Source organism: Bradyrhizobium iriomotense (genome assembly GCF_030160715.1).
Classification (GTDB): domain Bacteria; phylum Pseudomonadota; class Alphaproteobacteria; order Rhizobiales; family Xanthobacteraceae; genus Bradyrhizobium; species Bradyrhizobium iriomotense.
This window is the reverse complement of sequence record NZ_BSOW01000012.1, coordinates 229,728-256,536: the sequence shown is the minus strand read 5'-3', so window position 1 is coordinate 256,536 and position 26,809 is coordinate 229,728. Positions and strand designations below refer to the sequence as shown.

Annotated in this window: 24 protein-coding genes and 1 pseudogene; 10 read left to right on the top strand and 15 right to left on the bottom strand. The window is 63.9% G+C overall.

The window, feature by feature from the left end:
* The 3 genes and pseudogenes from QQL28_RS19165 to QQL28_RS19155 all read right to left on the bottom strand — a co-directional run.
* A pseudogene (locus tag QQL28_RS19165) lies at positions 1 to 327 on the bottom strand (hypothetical protein); the annotation flags it as partial.
* 37 nt (positions 328 to 364) lie between these two features.
* A complete protein-coding gene (locus QQL28_RS19160) occupies positions 365 to 1,657 on the bottom strand; it encodes an adenylosuccinate synthase (RefSeq protein WP_284267693.1) in 1,293 nt (430 codons plus the stop codon).
* 279 nt (positions 1,658 to 1,936) lie between these two features.
* Positions 1,937 to 2,119 (bottom strand): hypothetical protein, encoded by a 183-nt coding sequence (locus tag QQL28_RS19155; RefSeq protein ID WP_284267691.1) that lies wholly within the window; start codon positions 2,117 to 2,119, stop codon positions 1,937 to 1,939.
* A 280-nt stretch (positions 2,120 to 2,399) separates the two neighbouring features.
* Between QQL28_RS19155 and QQL28_RS19150 the strand changes: the two genes are divergently transcribed.
* Positions 2,400 to 3,332 (top strand): DMT family transporter, encoded by a 933-nt coding sequence (locus QQL28_RS19150; RefSeq protein WP_284267689.1) that lies wholly within the window; start codon positions 2,400 to 2,402, stop codon positions 3,330 to 3,332.
* On the opposite strand, the gene QQL28_RS19145 is transcribed toward QQL28_RS19150, so the two are convergent.
* Positions 3,329 to 3,718, bottom strand: coding sequence for a DUF1330 domain-containing protein (locus QQL28_RS19145; protein ID WP_284267687.1), 390 nt, complete (start codon positions 3,716 to 3,718; stop codon positions 3,329 to 3,331). The two genes, QQL28_RS19150 and QQL28_RS19145, sit on opposite strands and share 4 nt — an antisense overlap.
* A gap of 105 nt (positions 3,719 to 3,823) precedes the next feature.
* Here QQL28_RS19145 and QQL28_RS19140 point away from each other — a divergent pair, with 105 nt between their 5' ends.
* Positions 3,824 to 4,756, top strand: a complete 933-nt coding sequence (locus QQL28_RS19140) for a DMT family transporter (RefSeq protein ID WP_284267685.1) — start codon at positions 3,824 to 3,826, stop codon at positions 4,754 to 4,756.
* A gap of 166 nt (positions 4,757 to 4,922) precedes the next feature.
* Entirely contained in the window at positions 4,923 to 5,897 is a 975-nt protein-coding gene (locus QQL28_RS19135) for a Bug family tripartite tricarboxylate transporter substrate binding protein (protein ID WP_284267684.1), read from the top strand.
* Positions 5,898 to 6,037: 140 nt separating this feature from the next.
* Here QQL28_RS19135 and QQL28_RS19130 read toward each other — a convergent pair whose 3' ends face one another.
* Complete coding sequence (locus QQL28_RS19130) at positions 6,038 to 7,723, bottom strand: methyl-accepting chemotaxis protein (protein ID WP_284267683.1); 1,686 nt, start codon at positions 7,721 to 7,723, stop codon at positions 6,038 to 6,040.
* A 258-nt stretch (positions 7,724 to 7,981) separates the two neighbouring features.
* On the opposite strand from QQL28_RS19130, the gene QQL28_RS19125 reads away from it, so the two are divergent.
* The 6 genes from QQL28_RS19125 to QQL28_RS19100 all read left to right on the top strand — a co-directional run bounded on the left by QQL28_RS19125 (position 7,982) and on the right by QQL28_RS19100 (position 15,028).
* Positions 7,982 to 9,025 (top strand): C-terminal binding protein, encoded by a 1,044-nt coding sequence (locus QQL28_RS19125; RefSeq protein WP_284267682.1) that lies wholly within the window; start codon positions 7,982 to 7,984, stop codon positions 9,023 to 9,025.
* A 119-nt stretch (positions 9,026 to 9,144) separates the two neighbouring features.
* A complete protein-coding gene (locus QQL28_RS19120; protein WP_284267681.1) occupies positions 9,145 to 10,482 on the top strand; it encodes an ABC transporter substrate-binding protein in 1,338 nt (445 codons plus the stop codon).
* 131 nt (positions 10,483 to 10,613) lie between these two features.
* Positions 10,614 to 11,570, top strand: coding sequence for a carbohydrate ABC transporter permease (locus tag QQL28_RS19115; protein ID WP_284267680.1), 957 nt, complete (start codon positions 10,614 to 10,616; stop codon positions 11,568 to 11,570).
* Positions 11,563 to 12,459: a carbohydrate ABC transporter permease gene (locus QQL28_RS19110; protein ID WP_284267679.1), complete on the top strand. Its 897-nt coding sequence runs from the start codon at positions 11,563 to 11,565 to the stop codon at positions 12,457 to 12,459. The genes QQL28_RS19115 and QQL28_RS19110 overlap by 8 nt, the downstream gene beginning before the upstream one ends.
* A gap of 188 nt (positions 12,460 to 12,647) precedes the next feature.
* Complete coding sequence (locus QQL28_RS19105; RefSeq protein WP_284267678.1) at positions 12,648 to 13,574, top strand: MBL fold metallo-hydrolase; 927 nt, start codon at positions 12,648 to 12,650, stop codon at positions 13,572 to 13,574.
* Positions 13,575 to 13,672: 98 nt separating this feature from the next.
* Complete coding sequence (locus tag QQL28_RS19100; protein ID WP_284267677.1) at positions 13,673 to 15,028, top strand: esterase-like activity of phytase family protein; 1,356 nt, start codon at positions 13,673 to 13,675, stop codon at positions 15,026 to 15,028.
* A 161-nt stretch (positions 15,029 to 15,189) separates the two neighbouring features.
* On the opposite strand, the gene QQL28_RS19095 is transcribed toward QQL28_RS19100, so the two are convergent.
* Both QQL28_RS19095 and QQL28_RS19090 read right to left on the bottom strand, forming a co-directional pair.
* Positions 15,190 to 16,881, bottom strand: coding sequence for a mucoidy inhibitor MuiA family protein (locus QQL28_RS19095; protein ID WP_284267676.1), 1,692 nt, complete (start codon positions 16,879 to 16,881; stop codon positions 15,190 to 15,192).
* Positions 16,882 to 17,084: 203 nt separating this feature from the next.
* Positions 17,085 to 17,693 carry a response regulator transcription factor gene (locus tag QQL28_RS19090; RefSeq protein WP_284267675.1) on the bottom strand — a complete coding sequence of 203 codons (609 nt, stop codon included), beginning with the start codon at positions 17,691 to 17,693 and terminating at the stop codon, positions 17,085 to 17,087.
* Between the two features lie 204 nt (positions 17,694 to 17,897).
* Here QQL28_RS19090 and QQL28_RS19085 point away from each other — a divergent pair, with 204 nt between their 5' ends.
* Positions 17,898 to 18,965 (top strand): AraC family transcriptional regulator, encoded by a 1,068-nt coding sequence (locus QQL28_RS19085; protein WP_284267674.1) that lies wholly within the window; start codon positions 17,898 to 17,900, stop codon positions 18,963 to 18,965.
* 58 nt (positions 18,966 to 19,023) lie between these two features.
* On the opposite strand, the gene QQL28_RS19080 is transcribed toward QQL28_RS19085, so the two are convergent.
* The 8 genes from QQL28_RS19080 to QQL28_RS19045 form a co-directional block, all read right to left on the bottom strand.
* Entirely contained in the window at positions 19,024 to 20,196 is a 1,173-nt protein-coding gene (locus tag QQL28_RS19080) for a thiolase family protein (RefSeq protein WP_284267673.1), read from the bottom strand.
* A 167-nt stretch (positions 20,197 to 20,363) separates the two neighbouring features.
* Positions 20,364 to 21,953, bottom strand: a complete 1,590-nt coding sequence (gene serA, locus QQL28_RS19075) for a phosphoglycerate dehydrogenase (RefSeq protein WP_284267672.1) — start codon at positions 21,951 to 21,953, stop codon at positions 20,364 to 20,366.
* 147 nt (positions 21,954 to 22,100) lie between these two features.
* Positions 22,101 to 23,273 carry a phosphoserine transaminase gene (locus tag QQL28_RS19070; protein WP_284267671.1) on the bottom strand — a complete coding sequence of 391 codons (1,173 nt, stop codon included), beginning with the start codon at positions 23,271 to 23,273 and terminating at the stop codon, positions 22,101 to 22,103.
* 79 nt (positions 23,274 to 23,352) lie between these two features.
* On the bottom strand, positions 23,353 to 23,628 hold the full coding sequence (locus QQL28_RS19065; protein ID WP_284267670.1) for a hypothetical protein: 276 nt from the start codon (positions 23,626 to 23,628) through the stop codon (positions 23,353 to 23,355).
* Positions 23,629 to 23,717: 89 nt separating this feature from the next.
* A complete protein-coding gene (locus tag QQL28_RS19060; protein WP_284267669.1) occupies positions 23,718 to 24,185 on the bottom strand; it encodes a GNAT family N-acetyltransferase in 468 nt (155 codons plus the stop codon).
* Between the two features lie 14 nt (positions 24,186 to 24,199).
* Entirely contained in the window at positions 24,200 to 24,790 is a 591-nt protein-coding gene (locus tag QQL28_RS19055; protein WP_284267668.1) for a glutathione S-transferase family protein, read from the bottom strand.
* Between the two features lie 74 nt (positions 24,791 to 24,864).
* Positions 24,865 to 25,752, bottom strand: a complete 888-nt coding sequence (locus QQL28_RS19050; RefSeq protein ID WP_284267667.1) for an outer membrane protein — start codon at positions 25,750 to 25,752, stop codon at positions 24,865 to 24,867.
* A gap of 170 nt (positions 25,753 to 25,922) precedes the next feature.
* Positions 25,923 to 26,777, bottom strand: coding sequence for an outer membrane protein (locus QQL28_RS19045; protein ID WP_284267666.1), 855 nt, complete (start codon positions 26,775 to 26,777; stop codon positions 25,923 to 25,925).
* Between the last annotated feature and the right edge of the window lie 32 nt (positions 26,778 to 26,809).

Genomic DNA, 26,809 nt, shown 5'->3' with positions numbered 1-26,809 from the left:
GGGCGGAGTGCCCTCGGCGGCACGCGCGCTGGCCCGCCGGAAGGCGTCGCCGCTGCCAGTGCCAGTGCCGCTGCCACCGCGGGGGCCGCCGGGACGCGATGCGTCGCGGGCGCGCTGGGCAGCTTCCGATTCGACCTTGCGGACGGCCTCTTCGAGCGACAGCCGCTCGCGGGTGATCTCGGATTCGGAGAGCGGCGGCTGCACGCTGCGGAGCTGCGCGATCAGCGCCGTGCGCGCCCGTTCATAGAGCGCGCGGCGGCTTTCGCCGGGAGCGTTGGGGTCCAGGGCGGCAATAGCACGGGCGATCAGCGGATAGTAATCAGCCATTTCAACTCAACTATGCGCCTGTCCCGGTAAGATATCGTTAAGCCTCAAACGGGTTTTGTACCAGAATAGTATCTTCACGTTCGGGGCTCGTGGAAAGAAGAGCGACCGGGCAGCCCACCAGTTCCTCGATCCGGCGCACATATTTGATGGCCTGGGCCGGCAAATCCGCCCAGGAGCGGGCGTTCGCGGTCGGCTCCTTCCAGCCTTCGATGGTCTCGTAGATCGGCTCGACCCGGGCCTGAGCGCCCTCGCCGGCCGGGAAATGGTCGATCTCCTTGCCGTCGAGCTTGTAGCCGGTGCAGACCTCGATCGAATCGAAACCGTCGAGGATGTCGAGCTTGGTCAGCGCCAGCCCGTTGATGCCGCAGGTCCGGACCGCCTGGCGGACCAGCACGGCGTCGAACCAGCCGCAGCGGCGCGGACGGCCGGTGTTGGTGCCGAACTCGCGGCCACGCTCGCCGATCTTGCGGCCGATCGCGTTGTCCTGCTCGGTCGGAAACGGTCCTTGGCCGACGCGCGTCGTGTAGGCCTTGCACAGACCCAGCACATAGCCGACCGCGCCGGGCCCGAGGCCGGCACCGGTCGCGGCCTGCGCCGCCACGGTGTTGGACGAGGTGACGTAAGGATAGGTGCCGTGGTCGACGTCGAGCAGCGCGCCCTGCGCACCCTCGAACAGCATGCGCTTGCCTTCGCGGCGCTTGATGTCGAGCAGCCGCCACACCGTCTCGGCATAGGGCAGAAGCTGCGGTGCCAGCGCGCTGAGCTCGGCCAGGATGGTCTTGCCGTCGAACTCCGGCAGATTGAGGCCGCGGCGTAATGCATTGTGGTGAGCAAGGAGCCGGTCGATCTTGTGCGGCAGCGTGTCGAGGTCCGCGAGATCCATCAGGCGGATGGCGCGGCGGCCAACCTTGTCCTCATAGGCAGGGCCGATGCCGCGGCGGGTGGTGCCGATCGCGGTCGCCGCGTTGGAGGATTCGCGAAGCGCGTCGAGCTCACGATGCAGCGGCAGGATCAGGGTGACGTTCTCGGCGACGCGCAGATTGTCCGGGCTGACAGCGACGCCCTGGGCCCTGAGCTTGGTGACCTCGTCGAGGAAAGCCTGCGGGTCGAACACCACGCCATTGCCGATCACCGACAGCTTCTGGTCACGCAGCACGCCCGATGGCAACAGCGCCAGCTTGTAGGTCTCGCCATTGATGACCAGCGTATGGCCGGCATTATGCCCGCCCTGGAAGCGGACGACGATGTCGGCCTGCTCCGACAACCAGTCGACGATCTTGCCCTTTCCCTCGTCGCCCCACTGGGCGCCGACGACGACAACATTGGCCATTCGCGGGTATTCCCTATGCAGATGTCTTTAAGTGCCATGATCCTAGCGGAAAACCGGTACCCGCTTTTCCGGGATCATGCCGGCGCCCAGCCCAATCCACGGCCGGGGGCCGCTCGCATGCGAGGCAGTCAACCGGATAACGGAAGCAGCCCCTCTAGGCAAGCAAGAACGGGGCTTTTTCGCGGCCTAAGGCGCGATCCAAGCCTTTGATATCCCCTTAAAATCCGGAAAGCTTCGGGGCGGCGCCGGCAAGGTCTGGAACCACGGAACTGAGACCCATCAACCACCCTGTTCGTCGCTTGCCGAAGGGATGCTGTTACCTCCGCCCTTTACCTTCGGGTTGTCGGCATCATCGCGATACTGACGGGGGACAACATCGGCGGGCTGATCCTGATGCTGTCGCGCGTTGCGCTGCGCATGGACCGTCGCAAACTGATCATCAAACGTCTCGCCACGATCCACGATCTCGGTGCCATGACGTCCTGTGCACGGACAAGACGGGCAGGCTGACGTCGCGCCGAGATCGCGCTTGGCCGAAACTGTTGAAGCCGCTTGCGATCCGCACGGGCGGAAGACTTGAAGCTGGGGTTCCCGCTACATTGAAGGCGCGCATGGACGCGATGCGTCGCGCCCCATTGATATGGGCCCGCTTTCCGTGTCTGTGGACTGGCCGGGTATGAGCCGGCCCGGGGTACCACCGGGCCGGAGCCTTGGCGCATGAACCGGGGCCATAACAATCACAATGTCCGCCGCCGACCAGACCACGCGCCTTGCCGCACCCGACCGAAACTGGATCGCCAACCAGCCTTATCTCCTGCTCAGCATCACCGCGCTGTGCTGGGCCGGCAATGCCATTGTCGGGCGACTCGCCGCCGGCCACATCCCGCCGGTGACGCTGTCCTTCCTGCGCTGGTTCTTCGCCTTCCTGCTGGTGCTGCCGTTCGCCTGGACGCATCTGGTGAAGGACTGGCCGGCGATCCGCAGCAAGCTCGGCCTGATGATCGTGCTCTCGATCACCGGCATCGGCGCCTTCAACACGCTGCAATATTGGGCGCTGGAGCATACCCAGGCACTGAACACGCTGCTGCTGCAATCGGCCGCGCCGCTGGTTGTTGTACTCTGGTCGCTGATCATTTTGGGCGTCCGGCTCACGGCGATGCAGGCCCTCGGCGTTTTCCTCTCGTTGTGCGGCGTGCTGACGATCCTCTTGCATGGCGACCTCACCGCCCTCTCCAACATCGAGTTCAACAAGGGCGACCTAATCTTCATGGTCGCGCTAGTGATCTTCGCGCTCTATTCCGTGCTGACACTGAAGCGGCCGGCGATCCACGGCCTGTCGTTTCTTGCCTTCACCTTCGGCTGCGGCGCGGCGTGCCTCATTCCGCTGGAGATCTGGGAGTTGTCGGCCCGTCCCGTGATGAAGCTCGATCTGCCGAACGTTCTGACACTGGTCTATGTTGCGGTGTTTCCCTCGACGCTCGCCTATCTCTGCTTCAACCGCGGCGTCGCGCTGATCGGCGCCAACCGCGCCGCCCCGTTCTTCCACGTGGTGCCCGTGTTCGGCTCGATCATGGCGATGATCTTCTTGGGTGAACTGCCGCAGGCTTTCCACTTCATCGGTTTTGCGCTGGTACTGTCGGGCGTGTTCGTCGCCTCGCGCAAGCAGGCAAGCTAACTTGCCCTGAACTTGCTGTACGCTTCGCTGGTCGCGATGATCACGTGCTCGGCGCAGGCGTTGCGGCGATGGGGATCGGCTTCGTTTTCGTAGCGCTCCGACGTCATCATGTCGAGGAAGGCTGCGACCGACGGATAATGGACCAGCGCGACGAAATCCCAATCGTTGCCCGCTGGCGGCCCGAGCGCGACGGCTTTGGCGTCGCCGGTCCACAGCAGCGTGCCACCGCGCGCCTTGATCATCGGCACGGTCACGGCGCTGTAGCGCAGGTAAGCGTCCCAGCCGGAACCGTCGCCATCCAGCGAGCGCTCGTGGAAGCGCATCAGGTTCAGCATCACGACGGGCGCCTGCCGATCGAGCCGCGCGAGGCCTTCGATGTTCAACATATTAACCGCCAAAGCCACCTCCCTGATCTCAGTTGCATTGTAGCATTGCGGCAGCAGGACTTGTGGTGCAGCCGCTATCCGGCGCAAGCTTGCTCACGAAAACCAATGACGATCGCTTCGCCCGCGCCACCGGCCTCGAATCCGGCCGACTGGCTCAACAACCAGCCCTATCTGCTGCTGAGCCTGAGCTCGCTGTTCTGGGCCGGCAACATCGTGCTCGCGCGCCATGTCGGCGCGCATGTGCCGCCGCTCACGCTGACAACGATCCGCTGGTTCGGCGTCTTCCTCATCCTGCTGCCGTTTGCAGGACCGCATCTGAGGCGCGACTGGAAGGCGCTTCGCGCGCATCTGCCGCTGATGCTGTTCCTGTCGCTGGTCGGCTTCGCCTTCAACAATGCGATCTCGTTCTGGGCCCTGCAATATACGGAAGCACTGAACGCGCTGCTCATTCAGTCGGCTGGACCTCTGTTCGTGGCGCTGTGGTCGCTGGTGCTGTTCGGCGTCCGCCTGACGGCTGCACAGCTCGCCGGCATCGCGATCTCGCTGCTCGGCGTCCTCATCATCATCCTGCGAGGCGATCTCGCGGCGCTTGCCGGCATCAGCTTCAACCGGGGCGACATCATGTTCGCTTCCTCGCTGATCGCATTCGGGCTCTATTCCGCCTTCATCCCGCGCCGGCCGAAAATCCATCAGCTCTCCTTCCTGTCCTTCACCACCTGCTGCGGGGCGATGATGCTGCTGCCGGCCGCGGTGTGGGAATTTTCCGCGGGCAACGTCCTGAAGCCCGATGCGACGACGCTCGCGACATTCGCCTACATCCTGATCTTCCCATCGACCCTCGCCTATCTCTTCTTCAATCGCGGCGTGGCGCTGATCGGACCGAACCGCGCCGCACCGTTCTTTCATCTGGTGCCCGTGTTCGGCTCGGCGATGGCGATCCTCTTGCTCGGCGAACGGCTGCAGCTCTTCCACCTCGTCGGCTACGCGCTGGTGCTCGCCGGCGTCGTGATCGCATCGCGGCAGGGCTCGGCGAAATAATTCCGCGCTGCGGACGATGCAACGGCCTCGTGCCCCGGTTCAGCAGCGCATCACTCGCGCGCTGCGCTGCGCCCGAGGGACGAGACCAGCTACAAGCCGCGCCTTCCTCTTTGGTCTGCGAGCAGCTAGGCTTCCTCAACAACGATAAAAGAGGGAACGTCCGAAAATGCCTTCGCTCCTCCGTGCCTTGCGCGCTGCCGGCGCGCTCATGCTGTGCCTCGCCGCCGCATCACCGGCACTGGCCCAGACCTATCCCAACCGCAACATCACGCTGGTGCTGCCGTTTGCGGCCGGCAGTGGCACCGACACCACGACGCGGCTGATCTCGCAGCATCTGTCGCAGGCCCTCGGCGTCGGCATCGTCATCGAGAACAAGGCCGGCGCCAACGGCATGCTGGCCGCGACCTATGTCGCGCGCGCCACGCCCGACGGCTACACGCTGCTCGTCACCACCAACACCACGCATTCGGCCAATCCCTACCTCCTGAAGAGTCTCACCTACGATCCCGTCAAGGACTTCACGCCGATCGCGCGGACCGGCGACCTGCCCTTCATGCTGGTGGTCCATCCCGAGCTGCCGGCGAAGACGGTCGGCGAGCTCGTCGCCTATGCCAAGGCCAATCCGGGCAAGCTCAGCTACGCCTCGGGCTCGTCATCGGCGATCGTGTCGGGTGCGACCTTTGCCCACAATGCCGGCCTCGATCTCCTGCACGTGCCGTACAAGAGCTCGCCGCCGGCGCTCAACGACGTGATGGGCGGCCGAGTCTCGATGATGTTCGTGGATATCCTGACCGGGCTTCCGCTGGTCAATGGCGGCGCGCTGCGCGCGCTCGCGGTGACCACGAAGGACCGCTCGCCGCTGGTGCCGCAACTGCCCTCGATGCAGGAGGCCGGCGTGCCCGATTTCGACATCACCTCTTGGCAGGGCTATTTCGGCCCCGCCGGCATGCCGAAGGAGATCGTGGCGCGGCTGAACGCCGAGATCCGAAAGATCATCGAGAAGCCGGAGATCAAGGCGCAGCTCGCAACGCTCGGCATGGACGCCTTCTCCGGCACGCCGGAAGAGCTCGGCGCCTTCGTGGGCGATCAGCTCGTGCTGTGGGAGAAGCTGATCAGGGAGGCCGGCATCGAGAAGCAATAGGGCGACACGGCGAAGGCTCGTGTCCCGGACGCGGCGCAGCGCGAAGCGGTGCGGCGCAGAGCCGGGACCCAGCATGGGCCCCGGTTCAGCAGCGCATCACTTCGTGCTGCGCTGGGCCCGGGGCACGAGTATCTCTCTAGTTACGCCGCCCTTACCTTCGCGAGGAAGCCGTCGACGGCGCTGCGCAGCGCGCCGGACTGGTTGTCGAGCTCGCGCGCGTTCGACAGCACGTCGGAGGCTGCCGTACCCGTCGCCTTGGCCGCCGAGGTCACGCTGCCGATATGGGCATTAATCTCGCTGGAGCCGGCAGCGACCGACTGGATGTTGCGGGCGATTTCGCGCGTCGCTTCGCCCTGCTGCTCGATCGACGCGGAAATGCCGGCCGTGATCTCGCTCATCTCGGCGATCGTCTGGGTGATGCCGGCAATCGCGGCGACGGCGTCGCTGGTCGAGGTCTGCATCGCCGCGACCTGAGCCGAGATTTCCTCGGTGGCCTTCGCGGTCTGGTTGGCGAGCGCCTTGACCTCGGAGGCGACGACCGCGAAGCCGCGGCCGGATTCGCCGGCGCGCGCCGCTTCGATGGTCGCGTTGAGCGCGAGCAGGTTGGTCTGAGCCGCGATCGAATGGATCAGCTTGACGACCTCGCCGATCTTCTCGGCGCCGGAGGACAGCACCTGCACGGTGGTGTTGGTGCGCTCGGCGTCGCTGACCGCCTTGCTCGCGACCTCGGTGGAGCGCGTCACCTGACGCGAGATCTCGGAGACCGAGCTCGACAGCTCTTCGGCGGCGGCCGCAACCGTGCCGACATTGCCGGATGCCTTTTGCGAGGCGGCGCCGACGGTGGCCGCACGCGCGCTGGCATCGCTCGCGGTGGCGGTCATCGATTGCGCCGTGGTCTGCATGCCGGCGGCGGCCGCAGACACCGAACGCACGATGCCGTTGACGCTGCGCTCGAAATCGCTGGCGATGCCTTCCATTGCGCTGCGACGTTCCGCAGCGGCGCGTTCCTTGGCAACCGCTTCGGTCTTCTCGAGATCGCGGATGCGGACCGCATTGTCCTTGAAGATCTGCACCGTCGAGGCCATCCCGCCGACCTCGTCGCCACGGCCGACGCCGGGGATGTCGCCCTCGAGCTTGCCGTCGGCGAGCTCCTTCATGCGCGTGCCGAGAAGGTTGAGCGGCAGGCTGATGCTGCGGCCGAGCAGCCAGGCCACGCTGCCGGCGACGACGACGATGCCGAGCAGGGACAGGCCGAGCAGCCAGTAGACCGGCGCCATCTTCTCGTCGATATCCTCGAGATAGGCACCCGTGCCGAGATACATGTCGAAGCCGGGGACAGCGACCGCGTAGCCGAGCTTGCGGATCGGCTTCTCCTGGCCCGGCTTCACATATTCATAGAACAGCAGGATCTCGCCATTGGCCTTGACGCCGTCCATCAGCTCCCTGGACAGCTTGCGGCCGTTGGTTTCCACGTCCATGCGGTTGGTGCCGATCTGCTTCGGATCGGGCGCGAGCTGCGTGATGCCGTCAGAGGTGGTGGCGAACAAATAGCCGGAGCCCTTGTCGTACGTCATCGCGTTGCCGTAGCGGCGGAATTCGGCCAGCGCGGCCTCTTTGGTCAACTCGCCGGCATTCACCCGCTTCGCCAGGGTGGCCGCGAAGTTGCGGGCCATGTCGACGATCGCCTTGGTCTGATCGATGCGCGCACTCACCATCTCGCGCTTCATCAGATAGCCGGCGAGAACCCCGGAGATGCAGAGACCGAACAAGGTGACGCCGACAAGGATGCCAAGCTTGGGGGCGATTTTCAGATTGCTCAACTTCACAAGGTGGCTCCGGCAATAAGGGGGGTACGGACACGCGGGTGGGTCGATCGAATTTGAGTCAATTTTTAGTGTGGGACTGATTAGCAACGCGTTACGATGGCGCCGTAGAACCCGAAGAGGAGACAAAAACCCGCAAACACCGCAGTCCGCGACAACCGACGATTGTACGCCTCAAGGTCGATTTCGCGTAAAAGAAGCAAAGGCCAACCGCAAGGAGCGGGCCCCAACAAGAACCGACAAACCAAATCGGAGCAGGAAATGCCGAAATACAGGGTGGTAACGCCGAAGGGCGCGAGCTTCACGGTGGCGGGAAGCGACTATTCCTTCGAGCGGGAGGCGCTCGACCCGATCGACGCGGAGATCGTCGAGGCGCCGGCCAACGAGGCCGAGTTCATCGCCGCAGCCCGGACGGCTGACGCGATCTACGCCAAGGGCATGCCGATCACCAAAGCTGTCATCGACGCATTGGAAAACTGCAAGGCGATCACGCTCGGCTCCGTCGGCGTCGACAGCGTCGATGTCAAGGCGGCAACCGCCCGCGGCATTCCCGTGACCAACATCCCCGACACCTTCATCGAGGAGGTCGCCGACCACGCCATGATGCTGCTGCTCGCAGGCTTCCGCCGCCTGGTCGAGCAGGACCGGATGGTGCGCAGCGGGCGCTGGGCCGAAGGCCGGCCGGCACTTCTGAAAATTCCGCGGCTGATGGGACAGACGCTCGGCTTCATTTCGTTCGGCCGCGTCGCGCGCGCGGTCGCCAAGCGCGCCGCACCCTTCGGCCTGCGGATGATGGCCTATGACCCCTTCATCCAGGAAACGCTGATGTACGATCACGGCGTAATGCCGGCGACGCTGAACGAGGTGCTCTCGCAATCCGACTTCGTCTCGATGCACGCACCGGCGCGGCCGGAGGTCCACCACATGCTGACCGAGAAGCATTTCCGCCAGATGAAGAAGGGCTCGATCTTCATCAACACCGGGCGCGGCGCCACCGTGGACGAGGAGAGCCTGATCAAGGCCTTGCAAGAAGGCTGGATCGCGCATGCCGCGCTCGACGTGCTGGAGAAGGAACCGCCGTCGCACAACAATCCCCTGCTCGGCATGGAGAACGTCACCCTCACCGCCCACGTCGCCTCGGCCTCGGCACGGTTCGACGAAGCGCGCAAGCGGCGCGTGGGCTACGAATTGTCACTGGTGCTTCAGGGGATGTGGCCGGTAAGCTGCGTCAACCCGTCGGTGCTGCAGAACACGGCGCTGCGGCGCTGGCAGCCCGTCAGCATGGATCGCGGTCCGAACAGCTGAGCGTGCGATGCGCCTTCGGATGAAATGGAGACCGGTTCGCGTGAAAGAATAAACCAGTTCGAAGACCCTTCACCGGCGATCAACGCCGGGAAGGCGTACAAAAAAACAGGGAGGAACTGATGAGGAACGACATCACCCGTCGTGATGCAATCGGGCTTGGGTTGTCCGTTGCGGCGTTTGCGGCCACCGGTGCAGCAGCGCAAGCGCCATCCAACATCAGGGTTGCCGACGTCGCGGCACCGTCGCTGCCGATCGAGAAGGGCGCAAGCTTGCGCATGCTGCGACCGGTGCGCTTCGTCCAGCCGGACGAGGACGTGTTCCGCGCCAACGCAAAGCGTTTCACCGACACGACCGGGGTCGAGGTGAAAGTGGATTTCGTCGGCTGGGAGGACATCAACCAGCAGACCGCGGTGACGGCGAATTCCGGCGCCGGCCCCGACATCATCATCGGCTTCCAGGATGCGCCGCACATCTATGTCGACAAGCTGATCGAGCTGTCCGACGTCGCCGAATATCTCGGCAAGCGCTACGGCGGCTGGCTGTTCCTGGCGGACAAATACGGCAAGCGGGCCAAGAGCAACAACTGGATCGGGCTTCCCTTCGGCGCCAGCGGCGGACCGCTGGTCTACCGCAAGTCAGTGCTGAAACAGATCGGCTATGACAGGGTTCCCGACGACCACGCTGGCGTGCTCGATGTTTGCCGCAAGCTGCAGAAGGTCGGCAAGCCCGCAGGCTTTGCACTTGGCAACGCGGTTGGCGACGGCAACGGCTTCGCGCAATGGCTGCTGTGGTCGCACAATGCGGCACTGCTCGATGCCGACGGAAACCTCATCATCAACAGCAAGGAGACGGTGGCGGCACTGAAATATCTGAAGGAGCTCTACCCGACCTTCATCGCCGGCACGCCATCGTGGAATGACGTGTCCAACAACCGCGCCTATTCCTCCGAGGAGATCGCGCTCACGTCCAATGGCATATCGCTTTACTTCGCGCTGAAGAAGGATCCGGCGACAGCCGCGATTGCTGAAGACAGCGAACATCAGTTCTCGCCAAAGGGGCTCGCCGCGACCTATCCGATGGGCGGCCTGACGCTGAATGCCATGGTATTCAACCACAGTCCGTATCCGAACGCCGCCAAGGCGTTCCTCCAGTTCATGCTCGAGAAGGAACAATACGAGCCATGGCTCAACGCCAACAGCGGCTACTGGGCGCAGCCGCTCGCAGCCTATGCTGATGCGGCAGTGTGGTCGGGCGACCCGAAGGTGGCGATCTTCAAGGACACCATGAAGAACGAGTACTGGGATGGCTACAAAGGCCCGATCTCGACGGCGACCGGTGCCATCCGTGCCGACTACGTGCTGGTGCAGATGTGTGCCTCGGTTGCGACTGATGCCGCAACGCCGGAGCAGGCTGCCGCGGAAGCCGAGCGTCGGGCGAAGCGGTATTTCAGGAGATAGCGAAAGGCACCGTCATTGCGAGCCTAGCGAAGCAATCCGGGAATCCAACCGCGGAAACAGTCTGGATTGCTTCGTCGCTTCGCTCCTCGCAATGACGGCGTGGTGACAGCGTCAGACCAGGACAGTTGCCGATGTCCGTAACCACACTTCCCTCGTCAGCCCTCACGCAGCGGCAGCAATCATGGCTCGTGCGCCTGTTCGACTACAAGCCGTTCCTGATCGTAATGTGCCTCGCACCGGCGATAGGGCTGCTCACGGTGTTCCTCACCTATCCACTTGGCCTCGGCATCTGGCTCGCCTTCACCGACACCACGATCGGCCGGCGCGGCGTCTTCGTCGGCCTTGAGAATTTCCAGTACCTGCTGAGCGATCCCCTGTGGTGGAATGCGGTGTTCTACAGCGTGTTCTACACGGCTGTCGCGACGTTCGGAAAATTCGCGCTGGGCTTCTGGCTGGCGCTGCTGCTCAACAACCACTTCCCGTTCAAGAGCCTGCTGCGCGCGATCGTGCTGCTGCCCTGGATCGTGCCGACGGTGCTCTCCGCGCTGGCGTTCTGGTGGATCTACGATCCGCAATTCTCGATCATCTCTTATCTGCTGGTCGACGTGCTGCACTGGCGCACCAGCAATATCGACTTCCTCGGTACGCCCTGGCCGGCGCGCTTCTCGCTGATCGCCGCCAACATCTGGCGCGGCATTCCCTTTGTCGCGATCTCGCTGCTTGCGGGCCTCCAGACCATCTCGCCCTCGCTCTATGAAGCCGCGATGCTCGACGGCGCCAGCGCCTCGCAGCGCTTCCGCTACATCACCTTCCCGATGATGATGCCGATCCTGGCCATCGTCATGACCTTCTCGATCATCTTCACCTTCACCGACTTCCAGCTCGTCTACGCCATCACCCGCGGTGGCCCCGTGAACTCGACCCATCTGCTGGCGACATTGGCCTTCCAGCGCGGCATCGCCGGCGGCGAGCTTGGCGAAGGTGCCGCGATCGCGGTCTCGATGATCCCGTTCCTGGTGTTCGCGACGCTGTTTTCCTATTTTGGCCTCGCGCGGCGCAAATGGCAGCAGGGAGAAGCCAATGACTGACGCCGTCGCTCAACCGTCCGCTGTTGCGAATGCAGCACCCGACACCATGGCCTGGGATTCCCGCGCGCGGCGGGTGATGATGATCTACCTGCCACTCAGCTGCTTCGTGCTGATCCTGCTGTTTCCGTTCTACTGGATGGCGGTCACCGCGTTCAAGCCGAACGCCGAGCTGTTGAACTACAAGGCGCACAATCCGTTCTGGATCACCTCGCCGACGCTGGCGCATATCAAGCACCTCTTGTTCGACACGGCCTATCCGCGCTGGCTGAAGACGACGATGTTCGTCGCGATCGGCTCGACCACGCTGTCCCTGTTTGCGAGCACGCTGGCGGCCTATGCGATCGAGCGCCTGCGCTTCCGCGGCAGCCCCTATGTCGGCCTCGGGATCTATCTCGCCTATCTGGTGCCGCCATCGATCCTGTTCATTCCGCTCGCGACCGTGGTGGTGCAGTTCGGCCTATTCGACTCACCGTTGGCGCTGATCCTGGTCTATCCGACTTTCCTGGTGCCGTTCTGCACCTGGCTGCTGATCGGCTATTTCAAGTCGATTCCCTATGAGCTCGAGGAATGCGCGCTGGTTGACGGCGCGACGCGGCTTCAGATCCTGCGGCGGATCACGCTGCCGCTCGCGGTGCCCGGCCTGATCTCGGCCGGCATCTTCTCCTTCACGCTGTCCTGGAACGAGTTCATCTACGCGCTCGCCTTCATCCAGAGCGGCGCCAACAAGACCGTTCCCGTGGCGATCCTGACCGAGCTCGTCACCGGCGACGTCTATCAATGGGGAGCGCTGATGGCGGGTTCGCTGCTCGGCTCGCTGCCGGTCGCGATCTTCTATTCGCTGTTCGTGGATTACTACGTGTCGTCGCTGACCGGCGCCGTCAAGGAATAGGGCTCGCGGCGCCCGCACGCAATCGCCGCCGCTCGTGCGGCGGGCCCGCTTGGCCGCTTACGTCCGTCTTCCAATCTTGCTATGCTGCCAGCCAGGTCGGCCGCCGGGGCCATCGATAATCGCTCAGAGAAAGCGAGCATTGCATCGGATCGCCAAAGCTCCACTCGTTGTCGCGCCGAGGTTTTTGCATGTGTTGCGTCGGCGGCGCGGCGTTCGCCGCCACGGCGGGATGGCTCACCCCCAGACAGGCATTCGCGGAAGCCCGCGGCCTCGTCAGCCTGATCAAGGACAGCGCGGCAACGTCTCCGATCATGACCTACAGGCTGCGCAACAATATCAGCGTGCTCGAAGGGTCCGGCGGCAACATCGCCGTCCTCACCGGATCGGACGGCAAGCTTCTGGTAGATGGCGGAATCAGCGTCTCGCGCCCCCAGCTTGGCAAGGCGCTCGCCGAACTCGGCAGCGAACCGATCGCGCATCTGATCAACACGCACTGGCACTTCGACCATGCCGACGGCAACGAATGGCTGCACGCAGCAGGCGCCAAGATTATTGCCCACGAGAACACCGGCAAGCATCTCTCGGGAATCCAGCGGGTCGAAGACTGGGACTACAATTTCCTGCCCTCTCCAGCAGGCGCTATCCCGGCGGAAATCTTCGCTAAGGACCATAGCCTGAAGCTCAACGGCGCATCGATCTCGCTGAAGTACTTCGGGCCCGCGCATACAGATGGCGATATCTCGGTCATGTTCGCCGAGGCCAACATCCTTCATGTGGGCGACACCTATTGGAACGGCATCTATCCCTTTATCGACTATTCGACCGGCGGCAGCATCGACGGCATGATTTCGGCGTCCGACGCCAACCTCGCCGCGGCCAAGAGCGACACCATCATCATCCCCGGTCACGGCAAGCCCGTCAGCAACAGGGCCGAGCTCCAGGAATTCCGCGACATGCTGGTCGCGATCCGGGACAATGTCGGCAACCTCAAGAAGCAGGGAAAGACGCGGGACGAGACGGTTGCCGCCAAGCCGACGGCCGCGTTCGACGCGAAATGGGGGCAGTTCGTCATCGATCCCGGCTTTTTCACCAGATTGGTCTATGAAGGCGTATGAGACGGGACATAGCAAGCTGCCTGCGGCGTTTGGCCCGGTTTCACAAAACTGCAATATGCTGACAGCATAAGGCGTGCGTCCTTCAACAGGAGACGCACATGCGCGCGACCTTCCTCACCTCCGTCGCAACGATCATTCTCACCGCGGGCGCCGCGCTTGCCCAAGGCGAAGGCGAATTCCCGGCAACGCTGACCGCGCACGCTGCGATGCCGGCCGAGTCCTTCATCGACGCGCCGGCTGACGCGCCCGCCGACCTCAAGACGTCAGGCAAATACACCACGGGCAAGCGCGTCGATGCACTCGGCACCGTGATGGGCAAGTCCGCCGAGCGATCGACCGGCGTATCGCTGCCGTTCAAGGGGCAGCCGCTCCAGGGCCATTCCGGCATCAAGTCGATGGGCGACGGCACCTTCTGGGTCATTACCGACAACGGCATGGGCTCGCGCTACAATTCGCCGGACTCGATGCTGTACCTCAACCACTACAAGATCGACTGGACCAGCGGCAAGATCGAGCGGCAGGAGACCGTGTTCCTGCACGATCCCGACAAAAAGGTGCCGTTCCGTATCGTGCTTGAGGACACCGAGAAGCGCTATCTCACCGGCTCAGACTTCGACACCGAGGGTTTCCAGATCATCGGCGACACCTTCTGGATCGGCGACGAGTTCGGCCCCTACATCCTCAAGGCCGACAAGACCGGCAAGATCCTCGGCGTGTTCGAGACGATCGCCGACGGCAAGCCGGTGCGCTCGCCGGATCACTGGGCGGTGCAGTCACCAGGTGCGCCGGGCGCGAGCTACACCAACGTCAATCTGCGCCGCTCGAAGGGCTTTGAGGGCTTTGCTTCCTCCAAGGACGGTAAATTCCTTTACGGCCTGCTGGAAGGCCCGTTGTGGGACGCCGACAAGAAGGACTGGGAGAAAGTCGACGGCAAGGAAGCCTCCCGCATCCTCGAATTCGACGTCGCCGCGGAAAAGTTCACCGGCCGCTATTGGCAATATGTGTTCGAGCAGAACGGCAACGCCATCGGCGACTTCAACATGATCGATCCGACCAACGGCCTCGTCATCGAACGCGACAATGGCGAGGGCACCCCCGACAAGGCGTGCCCGCAAGGGCAGCGTGGCGACAACTGCTTTCCCGACGTCGCAAAATTCAAACGTGTCTACAAGATCGAGCTCTCGGATGCCAATGTCGGCAAACCGGTCCGCAAGATCGGCTACATCGACTTGATGAAGATCCGCGATCCCGATCATAAGGCGAAGAAGCCGCTCAATGACGGCGTCCTGACCTTTCCGTTCTTCACCATCGAGAACGTCGATCGCGTCGACGAGACGCACATCATCGTCGGCAACGACAACAACCTGCCGTTCTCCTCGAGCCGCGAGCCGAACAAGGCCGATGATGACGAGTTCGTGCTGCTCGATGTCGGCGATTTCCTGAAGGCGAAGTAGGAAACCGCTCTCTCCATACGGTCATCGCCCGGCTCGACCGGGCGATCCAGTACGCCGTGACTCCAACGGGATACGGCGAAGCCACGGCGTACTGGATGCCCCGCCTGCGCGGGGCATGACAAGGAGGGGAATGCGGGGGCGAGGTGAACGGCGGCAGCGGCTCAACCCGCCGGCGTCATGACGATGCCCTTGTCCTTGGGCCAGCGCACGCGCCAGCCGAACTTGATCTCCTTCACCTCGCCGGCCTTGGCGTCGAACGCCCATTCCATCACGCCGCGCTTGTCGCGCAGATTGGTCGACGTGGGCGGCGTGGTCGCGGGAAGCATCTCGACCGCGATGTCCTCGTTCTCGCTGACCGGGAGCTGGTCCTCGATCGAGATCCGGATCGGGAAATCATGACCGTTGCGCACGACGGTCCGGAACGAACGCACATCGGTCTTTGACGAAGAGATCACGCCCGTCGTGCCCTCGTTCTGCCGGACCACCGATCGCTCGATCTTGACCTTGTCGTCGGCGCCGAAGCCGAGGCGGATCGCGTCGGTCCGCGCGGCGGTCGAGAACTTGCTGCGACCGACGAACACGCCATCGCGAAAGATTGCGACCTTGCCGGGCAAAAGGTTGGTGTCGTCGGAGAGCTTGAACGAGGCCTCGAGATAGGCGGTCGGATCCACCACCGGTGCGGCGCGGATGGCGAGGTCCGGGGTGACCGTCATGGTGGAGATGAGCAAGCTCTTGGCGCCTTCATTGGCACCGAGGCTGACGCGGCCGGCGATCTGATAGACCGCCTGGAAATCGCCGATCTCGGCATTGGCCTGCTGCTCATCCACACGCGCGCGCGGCTCGGGGGACGACTCCGCGTCCTTCTTCGCCAAAGTCTCCGGCACCGCCTGCCTCGTCATGGGCGGTGCCGCCGAGGGCATCGCGAAGTCCGACGCCGTACCCAGCGCGAACGGCTTCGGCAGTTGCGGATAGCGGACGACCAGCGAATTCAACTCCGGCGCACTGCCACCGCGACTGACGCGAACGGTGGAGACGCCGAGGCTGACATTCGACCAGTCCTCGCCGGTCGACTGCGTGATTTCCGCGCGGCGCACCAGTTCGAGCTGCGGCTTGTGGTCCCTGGCACCGGTGTCGAGGCGGGCGTCGTAGAGTGGCGCCCAGCGCGCATTGCGCACATTGTAGGTCACCCGCAGCGTCGCTTTGGTCGCGGCCGCGGAGGCGATTTCGACCCGCACCTCCAGCTTGCTCGGCGGCTTGGCCGCGCGATCGGCTTCGAGCTGGGCGATCTGGCGATCGACCTCGCGCTGCTTTCGCATGGCATCGCGGATCGCGGTGTCGGCGGTGGCGATCTCCTCGGCAACCGCAGAGAAGGCCGCGCGCCACTCGGTCATCGGCCGGGCTTCGCCCTTCTCGCCGATGCCGGCGGGAGAGGCCTCGGCAAAGCGTTCGGCAAACTTGCGCCGGGCACTGGCCGCATCGGCCGCGCCCTGCAAATCCGCGCGCTGATCCTTCAAGGCCTCGATGCGCTTGTCGAGCTCCGGCAGATTGACCGGAGGAGCTGCGCGCGGGGGCCGCGCGTCGATGGTGCCGATGGTGAGCTTTGCACCCGCCTCGCCCTCGACCCGCAAGGATGACGTGTCGAGGCCGAGCGGAAAATCCTTCGCGACCAGCGTCGAGTCGCCCGGTGGCAGATCCAGCGTGATGACGCGGGTGACGCTTGCGCCATCCGGATAGACCGTGACGGCGTCGATGGTCGACGGCGCATCCAGATCGGCCGCCCATGACGGCAGCGCGATCGCCGCCGTAACAAGGACCAGGCTCGTCGTCGCCAGACTCTTCGCGATGGTTCGCATGAATTTCCCTCCTGCCAATGTCGCCGCATCGCCAGCCGGATGCGGCGAAAAACGCCTCGCCATCGTGGTGAGACGCAGCAGGTAAGGAACCGGTTCGATTGGGGTTTCCGTGCGGCGGCACCGCGGCGCGCCCGTGGCCGCGGAACGCGTCATCTGGCCGCGCGCCGGCGCTTGGCTTGCTTCAGCCCTGGTTCAGGCTTGATTCACCCTTGGCCGTAGATGCGGCGAAGCATATCCGTGACGTTCTTCGCTCCGGCCTTTTTCAGGATGCTGGCGCGGTAACCCTCAACCGTCCGCGCGCTGAGGCGCATCACCCGGGCGATCTCCTTGTTGGTGTAGCCGGCCGCGAGGTGCTCCAGCACCTCGCTCTCGCGCCCTGTGAGTGGCTCGCAACCGGCGAGCCAGCGCTGCCGGCTCGAATCCGGCTGAACGAATTCGTCGATGGCGGCGTCGATCCGGCCGGCAATCTCTTGGGTGCGGAACGGCTTCTCGATGAAGTCGGACGCACCGCTCTTGATCGCATCGACCGCCATGGCGATGCTGCCATTGGCCGACGTCATCAGGATCGGCGCCATGCAATTTTCCTCGCGCAGCCGCTTCAGCACGTCGAGGCCGGATTGATCTCGCGCCTGCATCTCGAGCAGGACACAGGCCGGCATGCGCACCTTCGCCTCCGACAAGAGAGACGCACCATCGGCGAAGCAGACGACCTCATAGGCCTCCTGCTCGAGCGCCACAGAAAGTTGTTCACGGGAGGACGCGTCAGTATCAATGACGAATACCTCACGCTTGGAAATCGTGTTTCCCGGCATGATCCTGCTCAACAATGTCTTGGTCAAATGGGCCGAGACGGCGCACGGGCGTCATCGCCCCTGCCGCGCCGTCATGAACCGGCATCCGCGCCGGTGCTTCGGTTTTCGATATGTATGTTCAGCCCAGTTCCCGGATTTGACGGATCGGGACAGAAATTTTACATTTCGGGACATCTGCGGGAATGGCTGGCAGGAACGGTTCGCATGACCGATCTCATTCGCAGCGCAGGCCTTGCCTACTATCCGGAGGTCGCCCGATCGGTCGGGCTCGATCCGAAGCAGATGATGCGCAAGGTCAGGCTTCCGCTGGCCTGCCTTGAGAAGCCCGACGTTCGCATCGCCGTCGCCGGTCTCCGCCGCCTGCTCGAAATGTCGGCAGAAGCTTCCGGTGCCGAAGATTTCGGCTTGCGCCTCGCCGAGCTCGGCGGCCTGACCAATCTCGGCCCGGTCGGACTCATCGTTCGCGAGCAGGCCACCATCGGCGATGCGATCGAGGCACTGTCGCGTTTCATCCATATTCATCACGACGGCATGCGGCTCGACGTCACGCGCGACAAGAAGATCGTGACGATCACGATGCATCTGCGGGGACGGCGTCCGCGTGCGCCGCGCCAGTCCATCGACATGGCGCTCGGCAGCGTCCACCGCATCATCCAATCGTTGTTCGGCAGCGACTGGCGGCCGCTGGAGGTCCACCTTCATTATCCTCCGCCCCGCGATCGCAAGCGCTATCGCGAGTTCTTCGGCTGCCCGGTGACCTTCAACGCCGAGACCGACGCGATCGTACTATCAGCCCACGACATGGAGCGCCGAATCCCGAGCGCGCATCCCCTGGTCGCGAGCTACTTGCGCAAGCGTATCGAGGCTCTCGACACACGGCCTGCGAGCTGGGACGAGAAGGTCGACGAAGTCGTTCGCTCGCTGCTCCCAGGCGGCCAATGCACGGTCGAGCGTGTGGCCGAGCATCTGGCCTGCACCCGCCGCACCATCCATCGCCACCTTGCCGAGTGCGGCACCAGCTTCTCGGCGATCGTCGACGCGCAACGCGCCGACCTCGTGATCCAGTTGATCGAGGAACCCGGTCGGCAACTTTCAGCAATCGCCGAACAGCTCGGCTTCTCCGCCCAAAGCGCCATGGCGCGCTGGTTCCGTCACCGCTTCGGCTGCAGCATCACCGACTGGCGCAAGGGCGTGCGGCCGGAGATGCCGCGGGCTGTTGCGGGGAATGGTGCACAGGCGACCAACGCGCGTTCTGCTCCTCAAGCCGCATGAAAAAGGCAGGGCGCTTGGGAGCGCCATGCCTTAGTCGTTCGCGCGCCGTCTTCTTGGCTCAGCTATAGATCTCGAACAGGCCGGCGCCGCCTTGGCCGCCACCGATACACATCGTCACCACGCCCCACTTCGCCTTGCGACGCTCGCCTTCTTGAAGGAGATGGCCGGTGAGACGCGCGCCAGTCATGCCGAAGGGATGGCCGATCGCGATCGAGCCGCCGTTGACGTTGTACTTGGCGGGGTCGATGCCGAGCTTGTCGCGGCAATACAGGCACTGGCTGGCGAAGGCCTCGTTGAGCTCCCAGAGATCGATGTCGTCGATCTTCAGGCCGGTGCGCTTCAACAGCTTCGGGATCGCGAAGACCGGCCCGATGCCCATCTCGTCCGGCTCGCAGCCGGCGGTCGCCCAGGCGACGAAGCGACCGAGCGGCTGAAGGCCACGCTTCTCCGCGTCCTTGGCTTCCATCAGCACGACGGCCGCAGCACCATCCGAGAGCTGGCTGGCGTTGCCGGCGGTGACGAACTTGCCGGGGCCCTTGACCGGCTCGAGCTTGGCGAGACCTTCCATCGTGGTCTCCGGCCGGTTGCACTCGTCGCGATCGACGACATAGTCGACGATCGACTCGGCCTTGGTCTGCTTGTCGACCACCTTCATCCTGGTCTTCATCGGGACGATCTCGTCCTTGAACTTGTTCGCCTGCTGGGCGGCCGCCATGCGGCGCTGCGATTCCAGCGAGAACTCGTCCTGATATTCGCGACTGAGCTTGTAGCGCTCGGCGACGATATCGGCGGTGTCGATCATCGCCATGAAGATGTCGGGCGCGACCTTCAGCAATTCCGGATCGATCGATTCCTTCGGCGAGCCGCCGCCGGGAATCGAGATGCTCTCGACGCCGCCGGCGACGATGCAGTCGGCGCCGTCGGAGCGGATCGAGTTGGCCGCCATCGCGATGGTCTGGAGCCCCGAGGAGCAGAACCGGTTCACCGACACGCCGGCGGTCGTCTTCGGCAAGCCCGCGAGCAGCGCGGACTGACGGCCGATATTCGGCGCGCCGTGCGCGCAATTGCCGAGATAGCAGTCCTCGACATAGTCCTTCTCGACGCCGGCGCGATCGACCGCGTGATGGATGGCGTGGGCCGCGAGAGACATCGGCGGGGTGATATTGAATCCGCCGCGGGTGGACTTCGCCAGCCCCGTGCGCGCATAGGAAACGATGACGGCTTCACGCATTGCTTTCTCCCTGTTCGGACGATTTGGAATGCTCGTTATTGCGCCATTGGTACACAAACTTGGCCGTCGCAGGGAAGATAAAGGGCGGCGCGGAGCAAAGAAAAACGCCGCCTCCGGAGACGGAGGCGGCGCTTGTTCCGCGGGTCGGAATATCTACGCTGCGATCGTCAGAACGTCAGAACCTTGGCCTGCTTGACCTGCGGCAGCGCCTGCACCTTGGCGAGCACGTCGGCCGGCACCACGCCGTCGACCTCGACGAGCGCGATGGCGTCGCCGCCCTGCGAGACGCGGCCGAGATGGAAGGTCGCGATGTTGATCTTGGCATCGCCCAACAGGCTTGCGAACTTGCCGATGAAGCCCGGCTTGTCCTCGTTGGTGACGTAGATCATCGACTTGCCGAACTCGGCATCGACACGGATGCCCTTGATGTCGACCAGCCGCGGCTTGCCGTCGTGATAGACGGTGCCGGAGACCGAGCGCTCCTGGCGCTCCGTCGCGACCGTCACGGTGATCAGGCTTTCATAGTCGCTCTGCGCGGCGCGGGTTACCTCGTCGACCACCATGCCGCGCTCCTTGGCGACGACAGGCGCGGACACCACGTTGACCTCGCCCAGCATCGGCCGCAGCAGGCCGGACAGCACGGCGGAGGTCAGCGCTTTGATCTTCATCTCGGCGACATGGCCCTCATAGGTGATCGTGACCTTCGAGATGCCGGTCTCGGTGAGCTGGCCGGCGAAGGAGCCGAGCTTCTCGGCGAGCGCGATAAAGGGCTTCAGCTTCGGCGCCTCTTCGGCGGTGATCGAGGGGAAGTTGATGGCGTTGGAGATCGCGCCGGAGAGCAGATAGTCCGACATCTGCTCGGCGACCTGGAGCGCGACGTTCTCCTGCGCCTCGGTGGTGGAGGCGCCGAGATGCGGCGTGCAGATCACGTTGGGATGCCCGAACAGCACGTTCGAGGTCGCGGGCTCCTCGACGAAGACGTCGAAGGCCGCGCCGGCAATGTGCTTGGCGTTCAACGCATCCACCACCGCCTGCTCGTCGACCAGACCACCGCGGGCGCAGTTGATCAGGCGCACGCCCTTCTTCATCTTGGCGATCGCGGCCGCGTCGATGATGTTCTTGGTCTTCTCGGTGAGCGGGGTGTGCAGGGTGATGAAGTCGGCGCGCTTGAGCAACTCATCGAGATCGACCTTCTCGACGCCGATGTCCTTGGCGCGCTCCGGCGACAGGAAGGGATCGAAGGCGACGACCTTCATGCGCAGGCCAAGCGCGCGGTCGCAGACGATCGAGCCGATGTTGCCGCAGCCGATCACGCCGAGCACCTTGCCGGTGATCTCGACGCCCATGAAGCGGTTCTTCTCCCACTTGCCGGACTGGGTGGAGGCGTCGGCCTGCGGAATTTCGCGCGCCAGCGCCAGCATCAGGGTGACGGCGTGCTCGGCGGTCGTGATGGAATTGCCGAACGGCGTGTTCATCACGATGATGCCCTTGGCGGTGGCCGCCGGGATCTCGACGTTGTCGACGCCGATGCCGGCGCGGCCGATCACCTTCAGGTTGGTCGCCTTCTCGATGATCTTGGCGGTCGCCTTCGTCGCCGAACGGATCGCCAGGCCGTCATAATTGCCGATGATCTCGGCCAGCTTGTCCTTGTCCTTGCCGAGGTTGGGCTGGAAGTCGACCTCGACGCCGCGGTCCTTGAAGATCTGCACGGCGGCGGGCGAGAGCGCGTCGGAAATGAGAACTTTCGGTTTGGTCATGGGAGTGATCCACTGATGAGGATGTATTCAGTTCGTCACCCGCGGGCCTGACCTGTGGGTCCATCTCCTTTTGATGGATGGCCGGGTCATTTTGCGAAGACGCGCTTCGCGCTTATGCCCGGCCATGACGATCATGAGTAGAGGTACTTACGCCGCCTTCGGCAGCGCGGCCTTGGTCTCGGCAAAGGCCCAGTCGATCCACTGGGTCAGAAGCTCGACGTCCTTTGCCTCGACGGTGGCACCGCACCAAATGCGCAGGCCTACCGGCGCATCGCGGTAGTAGGCGAAGTCGAAGCCCGCACCTTCCTTCTCGACCAGCGCGACGAGCTTCTTGCAGAACTCGGCCTGCGCGTCGGACGAGAGCGAGGTGATCGCGGGATCGGTGAACTTCAGGCACACCGAGGTGTTGGAGCGGATCGCCGCATCCTTCGCCAGGAAGTCGATCCACGGCGTCTTCGCCTTCCAGTCGGCGAGCACCTTGGTGTTGGCGTCGGCGCGCGCGATCAGCGCCTTCAGGCCGCCGATCGACTTCGCCCAGTTCAGCGCGTCGAGATAGTCCTCGACGCAGAGCATCGACGGCGTGTTGATGGTCTCGCCGACGAAAATACCTTCGTTGATCTTGCCGCCCTTGGTCATGCGGAAAATCTTCGGCAGCGGCCAGGCCGGCTTGTAGGTCTCGAGACGTTCCACCGCGCGGGGCGAGAGGATCAGCATGCCGTGCGCGGCCTCGCCGCCGAGCGCTTTCTGCCAGGAGAAGGTGACGACGTCGAGCTTGGGCCAATCGAGCGGCTGCGCGAACGCGGCCGAGGTGGCGTCGCAAATGGTCAGGCCTTCGCGGGTCGCGCTGATCCAGTCGGCGTTCGGCACGCGCACACCGGAGGTGGTGCCGTTCCAGGTGAAGACGACGTCGCTGCTCTGATCGACCTTGGAAAGATCCGGGATCTCACCGTAAGCCGCGTTGAGCTTGGTGACGTCCTTGAGCTTCAATTCCTTGACGATGTCGCTGACCCAGCCTTCGCCGAAGGATTCCCAGGCGAGCGTGGTGACGGGGCGTGCGCCCAGCAGCGACCACAGCGCCATCTCGACCGCGCCCGTATCGGAGGCCGGAACGATGCCGATGCGATAATCGGCCGGCACTTCAAGCACTTCGCGCGTCAGGTCGATCGCGAGCTTGAGCTTGGTCTTGCCGATCTTCGCACGATGCGAACGGCCGAGAGCTGCGTCTTTGAGATTTTGGGCGGTCCAGCCGGGGCGCTTGGCACAGGGGCCGGAGGAGAAATGCGGCACGAGGGGCCGCGAAGCGGGCTTCGCTACAGTCATGATCTACCCTTCCAGATAGTAAGCCTCCCGTTGGGGGGAGGTGTCCCGCCGCGGCTAATACGGGAAACGGGCAGAATCGTCAAGGAAGTTTAGGCGTCTCACGGTGGAGTGATGCGGTTTCCGCCGTCTTCTCAGGAGCTTCGACGGCGGCCGCGGCATTCAGCAAGCCCGTCGCTTCGCTGATCAATTGCGCAGCTCTGCGGCGGCTCGCGACCTTCAAAATGCATTTGTCGTCGGCCTGCACAACGTAATCGTTGCCGACCTTGATCAACGAATAGCTTGTCATCGAAATCCCCGAACCGACCGAGCCCGGTGTCCAGACGCAACCTAGCACCGAACGTTCCCCGACGAACATGAACGAACGCCCGGTAGTTTATCAGCCCTTAACCGGAACGGATGCGCAGGCGGATTTTGCAGACGATGCAACGGCTGAACAGAGGTGCATCAAAAGCGGACAGTCATGCCGACGTGGCTCGCGGTGAATCCGAGCCGCTTGTAGAAGCGTTGCGCATCGATGCGGCTCTGATGCGTCAGCAACTCGACCAGATTGCAGCCCTTCGCCCGCGCTTCCGCGACGGCCCATTGCACGAGCTGCTCGCCGATGCCGCGGCTGCGGCAGTCGGAGGCGACGCGCACGTCCTCCAGGAGACCACGCGAACCGCCTTGCGAGCTCAGGCCCGGCAGGATGGCAAGTTGCAGACAGCCGACCACCCTGCCCGTGCCGTCGACCGCGACCACAAGCGTCAGACCGGGATTTTTGTCGACCGCATCGAACGCCGCAAGATAGGACTCCGGCAGCGGCTCCTCCAGGCGCTCGCGCGTGCGGCCGAGATGATCGTCGGCGAGCATCGCGACGATCGCGGCAACGTCCTCGCGGCGGGCGCGGCGGATCGAGATGATATCGGCGGTCATGACGGGCTCCGGGCTCAGCGCGCCGGCGGAAGAGCAAGATAGCTCTCGGTCTCCGCAATCCACCGGCGGATCGCAACATAGCGGCCCAGATCAAAACCGCCTTGATGGGCGAGGCGGGTATAGGCCAGCAGCGAGACGTCGGCCAGCGAGGTCGCCTCGCCGGCGAAGCAGCGGCTGGTGGCGAGATGCTGCTCCATGCGGTCAAGCGCCGCATAGCCGCGCTTGACCTTCTCCGGGTCGAGCTCGGAGACGTCCTTGCCGAGATAGACCATCTGGAAACGGCACACCGCGACATAGGGCTCGTGACTGTACTGCTCCCAGAACAGCCATTCGTCCATCTTGGCCGCGGCAAACGCATCGCGCGGAATGAGGTCGCTGTCGCGGGCGAGATAGCGGATGATCGCGTTGGACTGCGCCAGCGTGCGGCCGTCGTCGAACGCGATGGTCGGCACCTGGCCGGCGCCGTTCATCGCGAGGAATTGCGGCGTGCGCGTTTCGCCCTTCTGCGTATCGATCTCGACCCACTGATACGGCAGCTTGAGCCTGTCGCAGACCCACTTCACCTTCAGGCAGTTGCCGGAGTTCGTATCGCCGTAGATCTTCATCGCCGCTGCTCCCATCGCAGCGACAGAGCATCAGGACGGAGGAAACCTGTCAACCGCGGCGCCGCGAAGGAACGTCAGAACTTGTAACCAAGCCCGGCGCGCACGTTGTTCAACGTCACGTTCGTATTCATCACGGGAGAGAACTTCACGTACTCCCACTCCGCGCGCGCGAACAAGCCTTCCCACAGGCAATATTCGAAACCGACGCCGGCGACCCAACCGGGTACGAAGTTGTTGGTTCTATGTTGGGACTGCGTCTGCGACTGCGCCGGAACAGCGTACGTTGTCCCGATGATGGTGATCGTGTTGCCGAATACGTCGGTCACCGTCGAATCCTGACGCAACGTCACATTGCTCGTCACGGTGCGGGAAACGTCCATCCGGCCGACGGCAAGTCCGCTGAAGAAATAAGGCATGAAGTCGCCGCCATCCCACCCCATGCGACCCCGGAACGTGACCATGTCCTTGACCTGCGCCGCCGCGGTGCCGGTCAGCGTCACGCCGTAATTGTTGGTAATGCCGGCGGGACGAGTTTCACCGGCAGGGTTGACGATCATGAGCGAGTTGGAGCCCGTCGTCGACGTGGAGATGGTGTTGAAGTAGCTGTAGTTGACCTCGAGGCCGAGAATGGCGTCGTACCATTGCCAGTTGCGGCCAACGAAGGCGCCGAAATTCGCTCCTTGCGTCGTGGTCTTCTTCATGAGCGACCAGTTCGCGGTCGGCTGCTGAAGTACGCTGTCGCGGAAGATGAAATTCGTCAGGCCGACGACGCTTTGGCTGAAATCGACCGATGCGGAGGAGTAGCCGGCGTCGCCGCCGACATACCAGCCGTCCCAGTTGTGCGTCGTCCTGCTCAAGCCGTCGGTGAGCGCGCCGCGCAGGACGGGGAGATCCGGCATGTCGGCCGCGTGTGCGGCAGAGACCGATCCCAATATCGCCGCCACAAACCAAAGCCTACGCATCGCAACGCTCCATCGGACTCGAACTTGTCGCGGATGATCATGGCCCGTTAACCTTAACCAATGGTTGCGTTGCGCGATTTCGGCACGATCCGGCCATGAATTTTACGCAAAGCAAAACGGCGCGGGATGATCCCGCGCCGTTAAGACCTCTTAACCGATTGGGGCTGCGATCAGCCCTTGGTGACCAGCGGCGGCGGCGCGTAGACCGGCGGGCTGTCGAGATTCCAGCGCACGCCGAGCTTCACGTCGTGCGAGGTGATGTCCTTGAACTGGAACGCCGCGTGCGTGGTGTTGGTCACGCCGTCGAACGAGTAGCTGGCACCAGTGATGCCGCTGCCCATGTCGACGTAGCTGTAGGCCAGTTCGAGCGTGAGACTCGGATTGACCTTGTAGGCAAGACCGGCATGCGCAGCCCAGGCGAAGTTCCACTTGGAGGCAGAGCCGGCATAGTTCAGGCTGCGGCTCTGGACCACTCCATTCGTGCTGTCACCGGAGTCGATGAAGTCGCCGACGGTAACGCGGGCCGTACCGACACCGGCACCGATGAACGGCGTGACGCACCACCAGGTGCCGAGGTCGACATAGGCGTTGGCGAGGAAGAGCAGCTCCGACTTGGTCGCAGTGTAGCTGTTGGTGCCGGCAAAACCGGCGGCCGGACCGACGCCGGTCACGACATCGAGGCCGGTGAAAGTCGTCTTGCCACGATACTGGCCGGTGATGTCGGCGCGGAACCAGTTATTGAAGCGATAGCCGGCGCCGAGGTCGAAGATGCCGCCACTGCTGAAGCTGCCGGTCTGCGCAACGTTCACGTTGTTGTAGGCGGCAGCGTTGGTGTCGAGCACGCGGTCAACACGCTGGTTGCTGAAGCCGACGTCGCCGCGCAGATACCAGCCGCCGAAGTCGGCGGGCGGAGCCGGCGGCGCGTACATCGGGGGCGGCGCCGCAATCGGCATATCGGCGGCAAACGCCATCGAGGAAATCAAAGTTGCCGCACCCGCGGCAAGGAGAGACTTAACGCTACGCATTGCTTCGTCCTTTTGGCCGGTGAGGCAAATCC

Coding starts and splice junctions, on each gene's coding strand:
- QQL28_RS19160 (WP_284267693.1), bottom strand. CDS start 1,657: ATGGCCAATGTTGTCGTCGTCGGCGCCCAGTGGGGCGACGAGGGAAAG.
- QQL28_RS19150 (WP_284267689.1), top strand. CDS start 2,400: ATGTCCGCCGCCGACCAGACCACGCGCCTTGCCGCACCCGACCGAAAC.
- QQL28_RS19145 (WP_284267687.1), bottom strand. CDS start 3,718: ATGTTGAACATCGAAGGCCTCGCGCGGCTCGATCGGCAGGCGCCCGTC.
- QQL28_RS19140 (WP_284267685.1), top strand. CDS start 3,824: ATGACGATCGCTTCGCCCGCGCCACCGGCCTCGAATCCGGCCGACTGG.
- QQL28_RS19135 (WP_284267684.1), top strand. CDS start 4,923: ATGCCTTCGCTCCTCCGTGCCTTGCGCGCTGCCGGCGCGCTCATGCTG.
- QQL28_RS19125 (WP_284267682.1), top strand. CDS start 7,982: ATGCCGAAATACAGGGTGGTAACGCCGAAGGGCGCGAGCTTCACGGTG.
- QQL28_RS19120 (WP_284267681.1), top strand. CDS start 9,145: ATGAGGAACGACATCACCCGTCGTGATGCAATCGGGCTTGGGTTGTCC.
- QQL28_RS19115 (WP_284267680.1), top strand. CDS start 10,614: ATGTCCGTAACCACACTTCCCTCGTCAGCCCTCACGCAGCGGCAGCAA.
- QQL28_RS19110 (WP_284267679.1), top strand. CDS start 11,563: ATGACTGACGCCGTCGCTCAACCGTCCGCTGTTGCGAATGCAGCACCC.
- QQL28_RS19105 (WP_284267678.1), top strand. CDS start 12,648: ATGTGTTGCGTCGGCGGCGCGGCGTTCGCCGCCACGGCGGGATGGCTC.
- QQL28_RS19100 (WP_284267677.1), top strand. CDS start 13,673: ATGCGCGCGACCTTCCTCACCTCCGTCGCAACGATCATTCTCACCGCG.
- QQL28_RS19095 (WP_284267676.1), bottom strand. CDS start 16,881: ATGCGAACCATCGCGAAGAGTCTGGCGACGACGAGCCTGGTCCTTGTT.
- QQL28_RS19090 (WP_284267675.1), bottom strand. CDS start 17,693: ATGCCGGGAAACACGATTTCCAAGCGTGAGGTATTCGTCATTGATACT.
- QQL28_RS19085 (WP_284267674.1), top strand. CDS start 17,898: ATGACCGATCTCATTCGCAGCGCAGGCCTTGCCTACTATCCGGAGGTC.
- QQL28_RS19080 (WP_284267673.1), bottom strand. CDS start 20,196: ATGCGTGAAGCCGTCATCGTTTCCTATGCGCGCACGGGGCTGGCGAAG.
- serA (WP_284267672.1), bottom strand. CDS start 21,953: ATGACCAAACCGAAAGTTCTCATTTCCGACGCGCTCTCGCCCGCCGCC.
- QQL28_RS19070 (WP_284267671.1), bottom strand. CDS start 23,273: ATGACTGTAGCGAAGCCCGCTTCGCGGCCCCTCGTGCCGCATTTCTCC.
- QQL28_RS19065 (WP_284267670.1), bottom strand. CDS start 23,628: ATGTTCGTCGGGGAACGTTCGGTGCTAGGTTGCGTCTGGACACCGGGC.
- QQL28_RS19060 (WP_284267669.1), bottom strand. CDS start 24,185: ATGACCGCCGATATCATCTCGATCCGCCGCGCCCGCCGCGAGGACGTT.
- QQL28_RS19055 (WP_284267668.1), bottom strand. CDS start 24,790: ATGAAGATCTACGGCGATACGAACTCCGGCAACTGCCTGAAGGTGAAG.
- QQL28_RS19050 (WP_284267667.1), bottom strand. CDS start 25,752: ATGCGTAGGCTTTGGTTTGTGGCGGCGATATTGGGATCGGTCTCTGCC.
- QQL28_RS19045 (WP_284267666.1), bottom strand. CDS start 26,777: ATGCGTAGCGTTAAGTCTCTCCTTGCCGCGGGTGCGGCAACTTTGATT.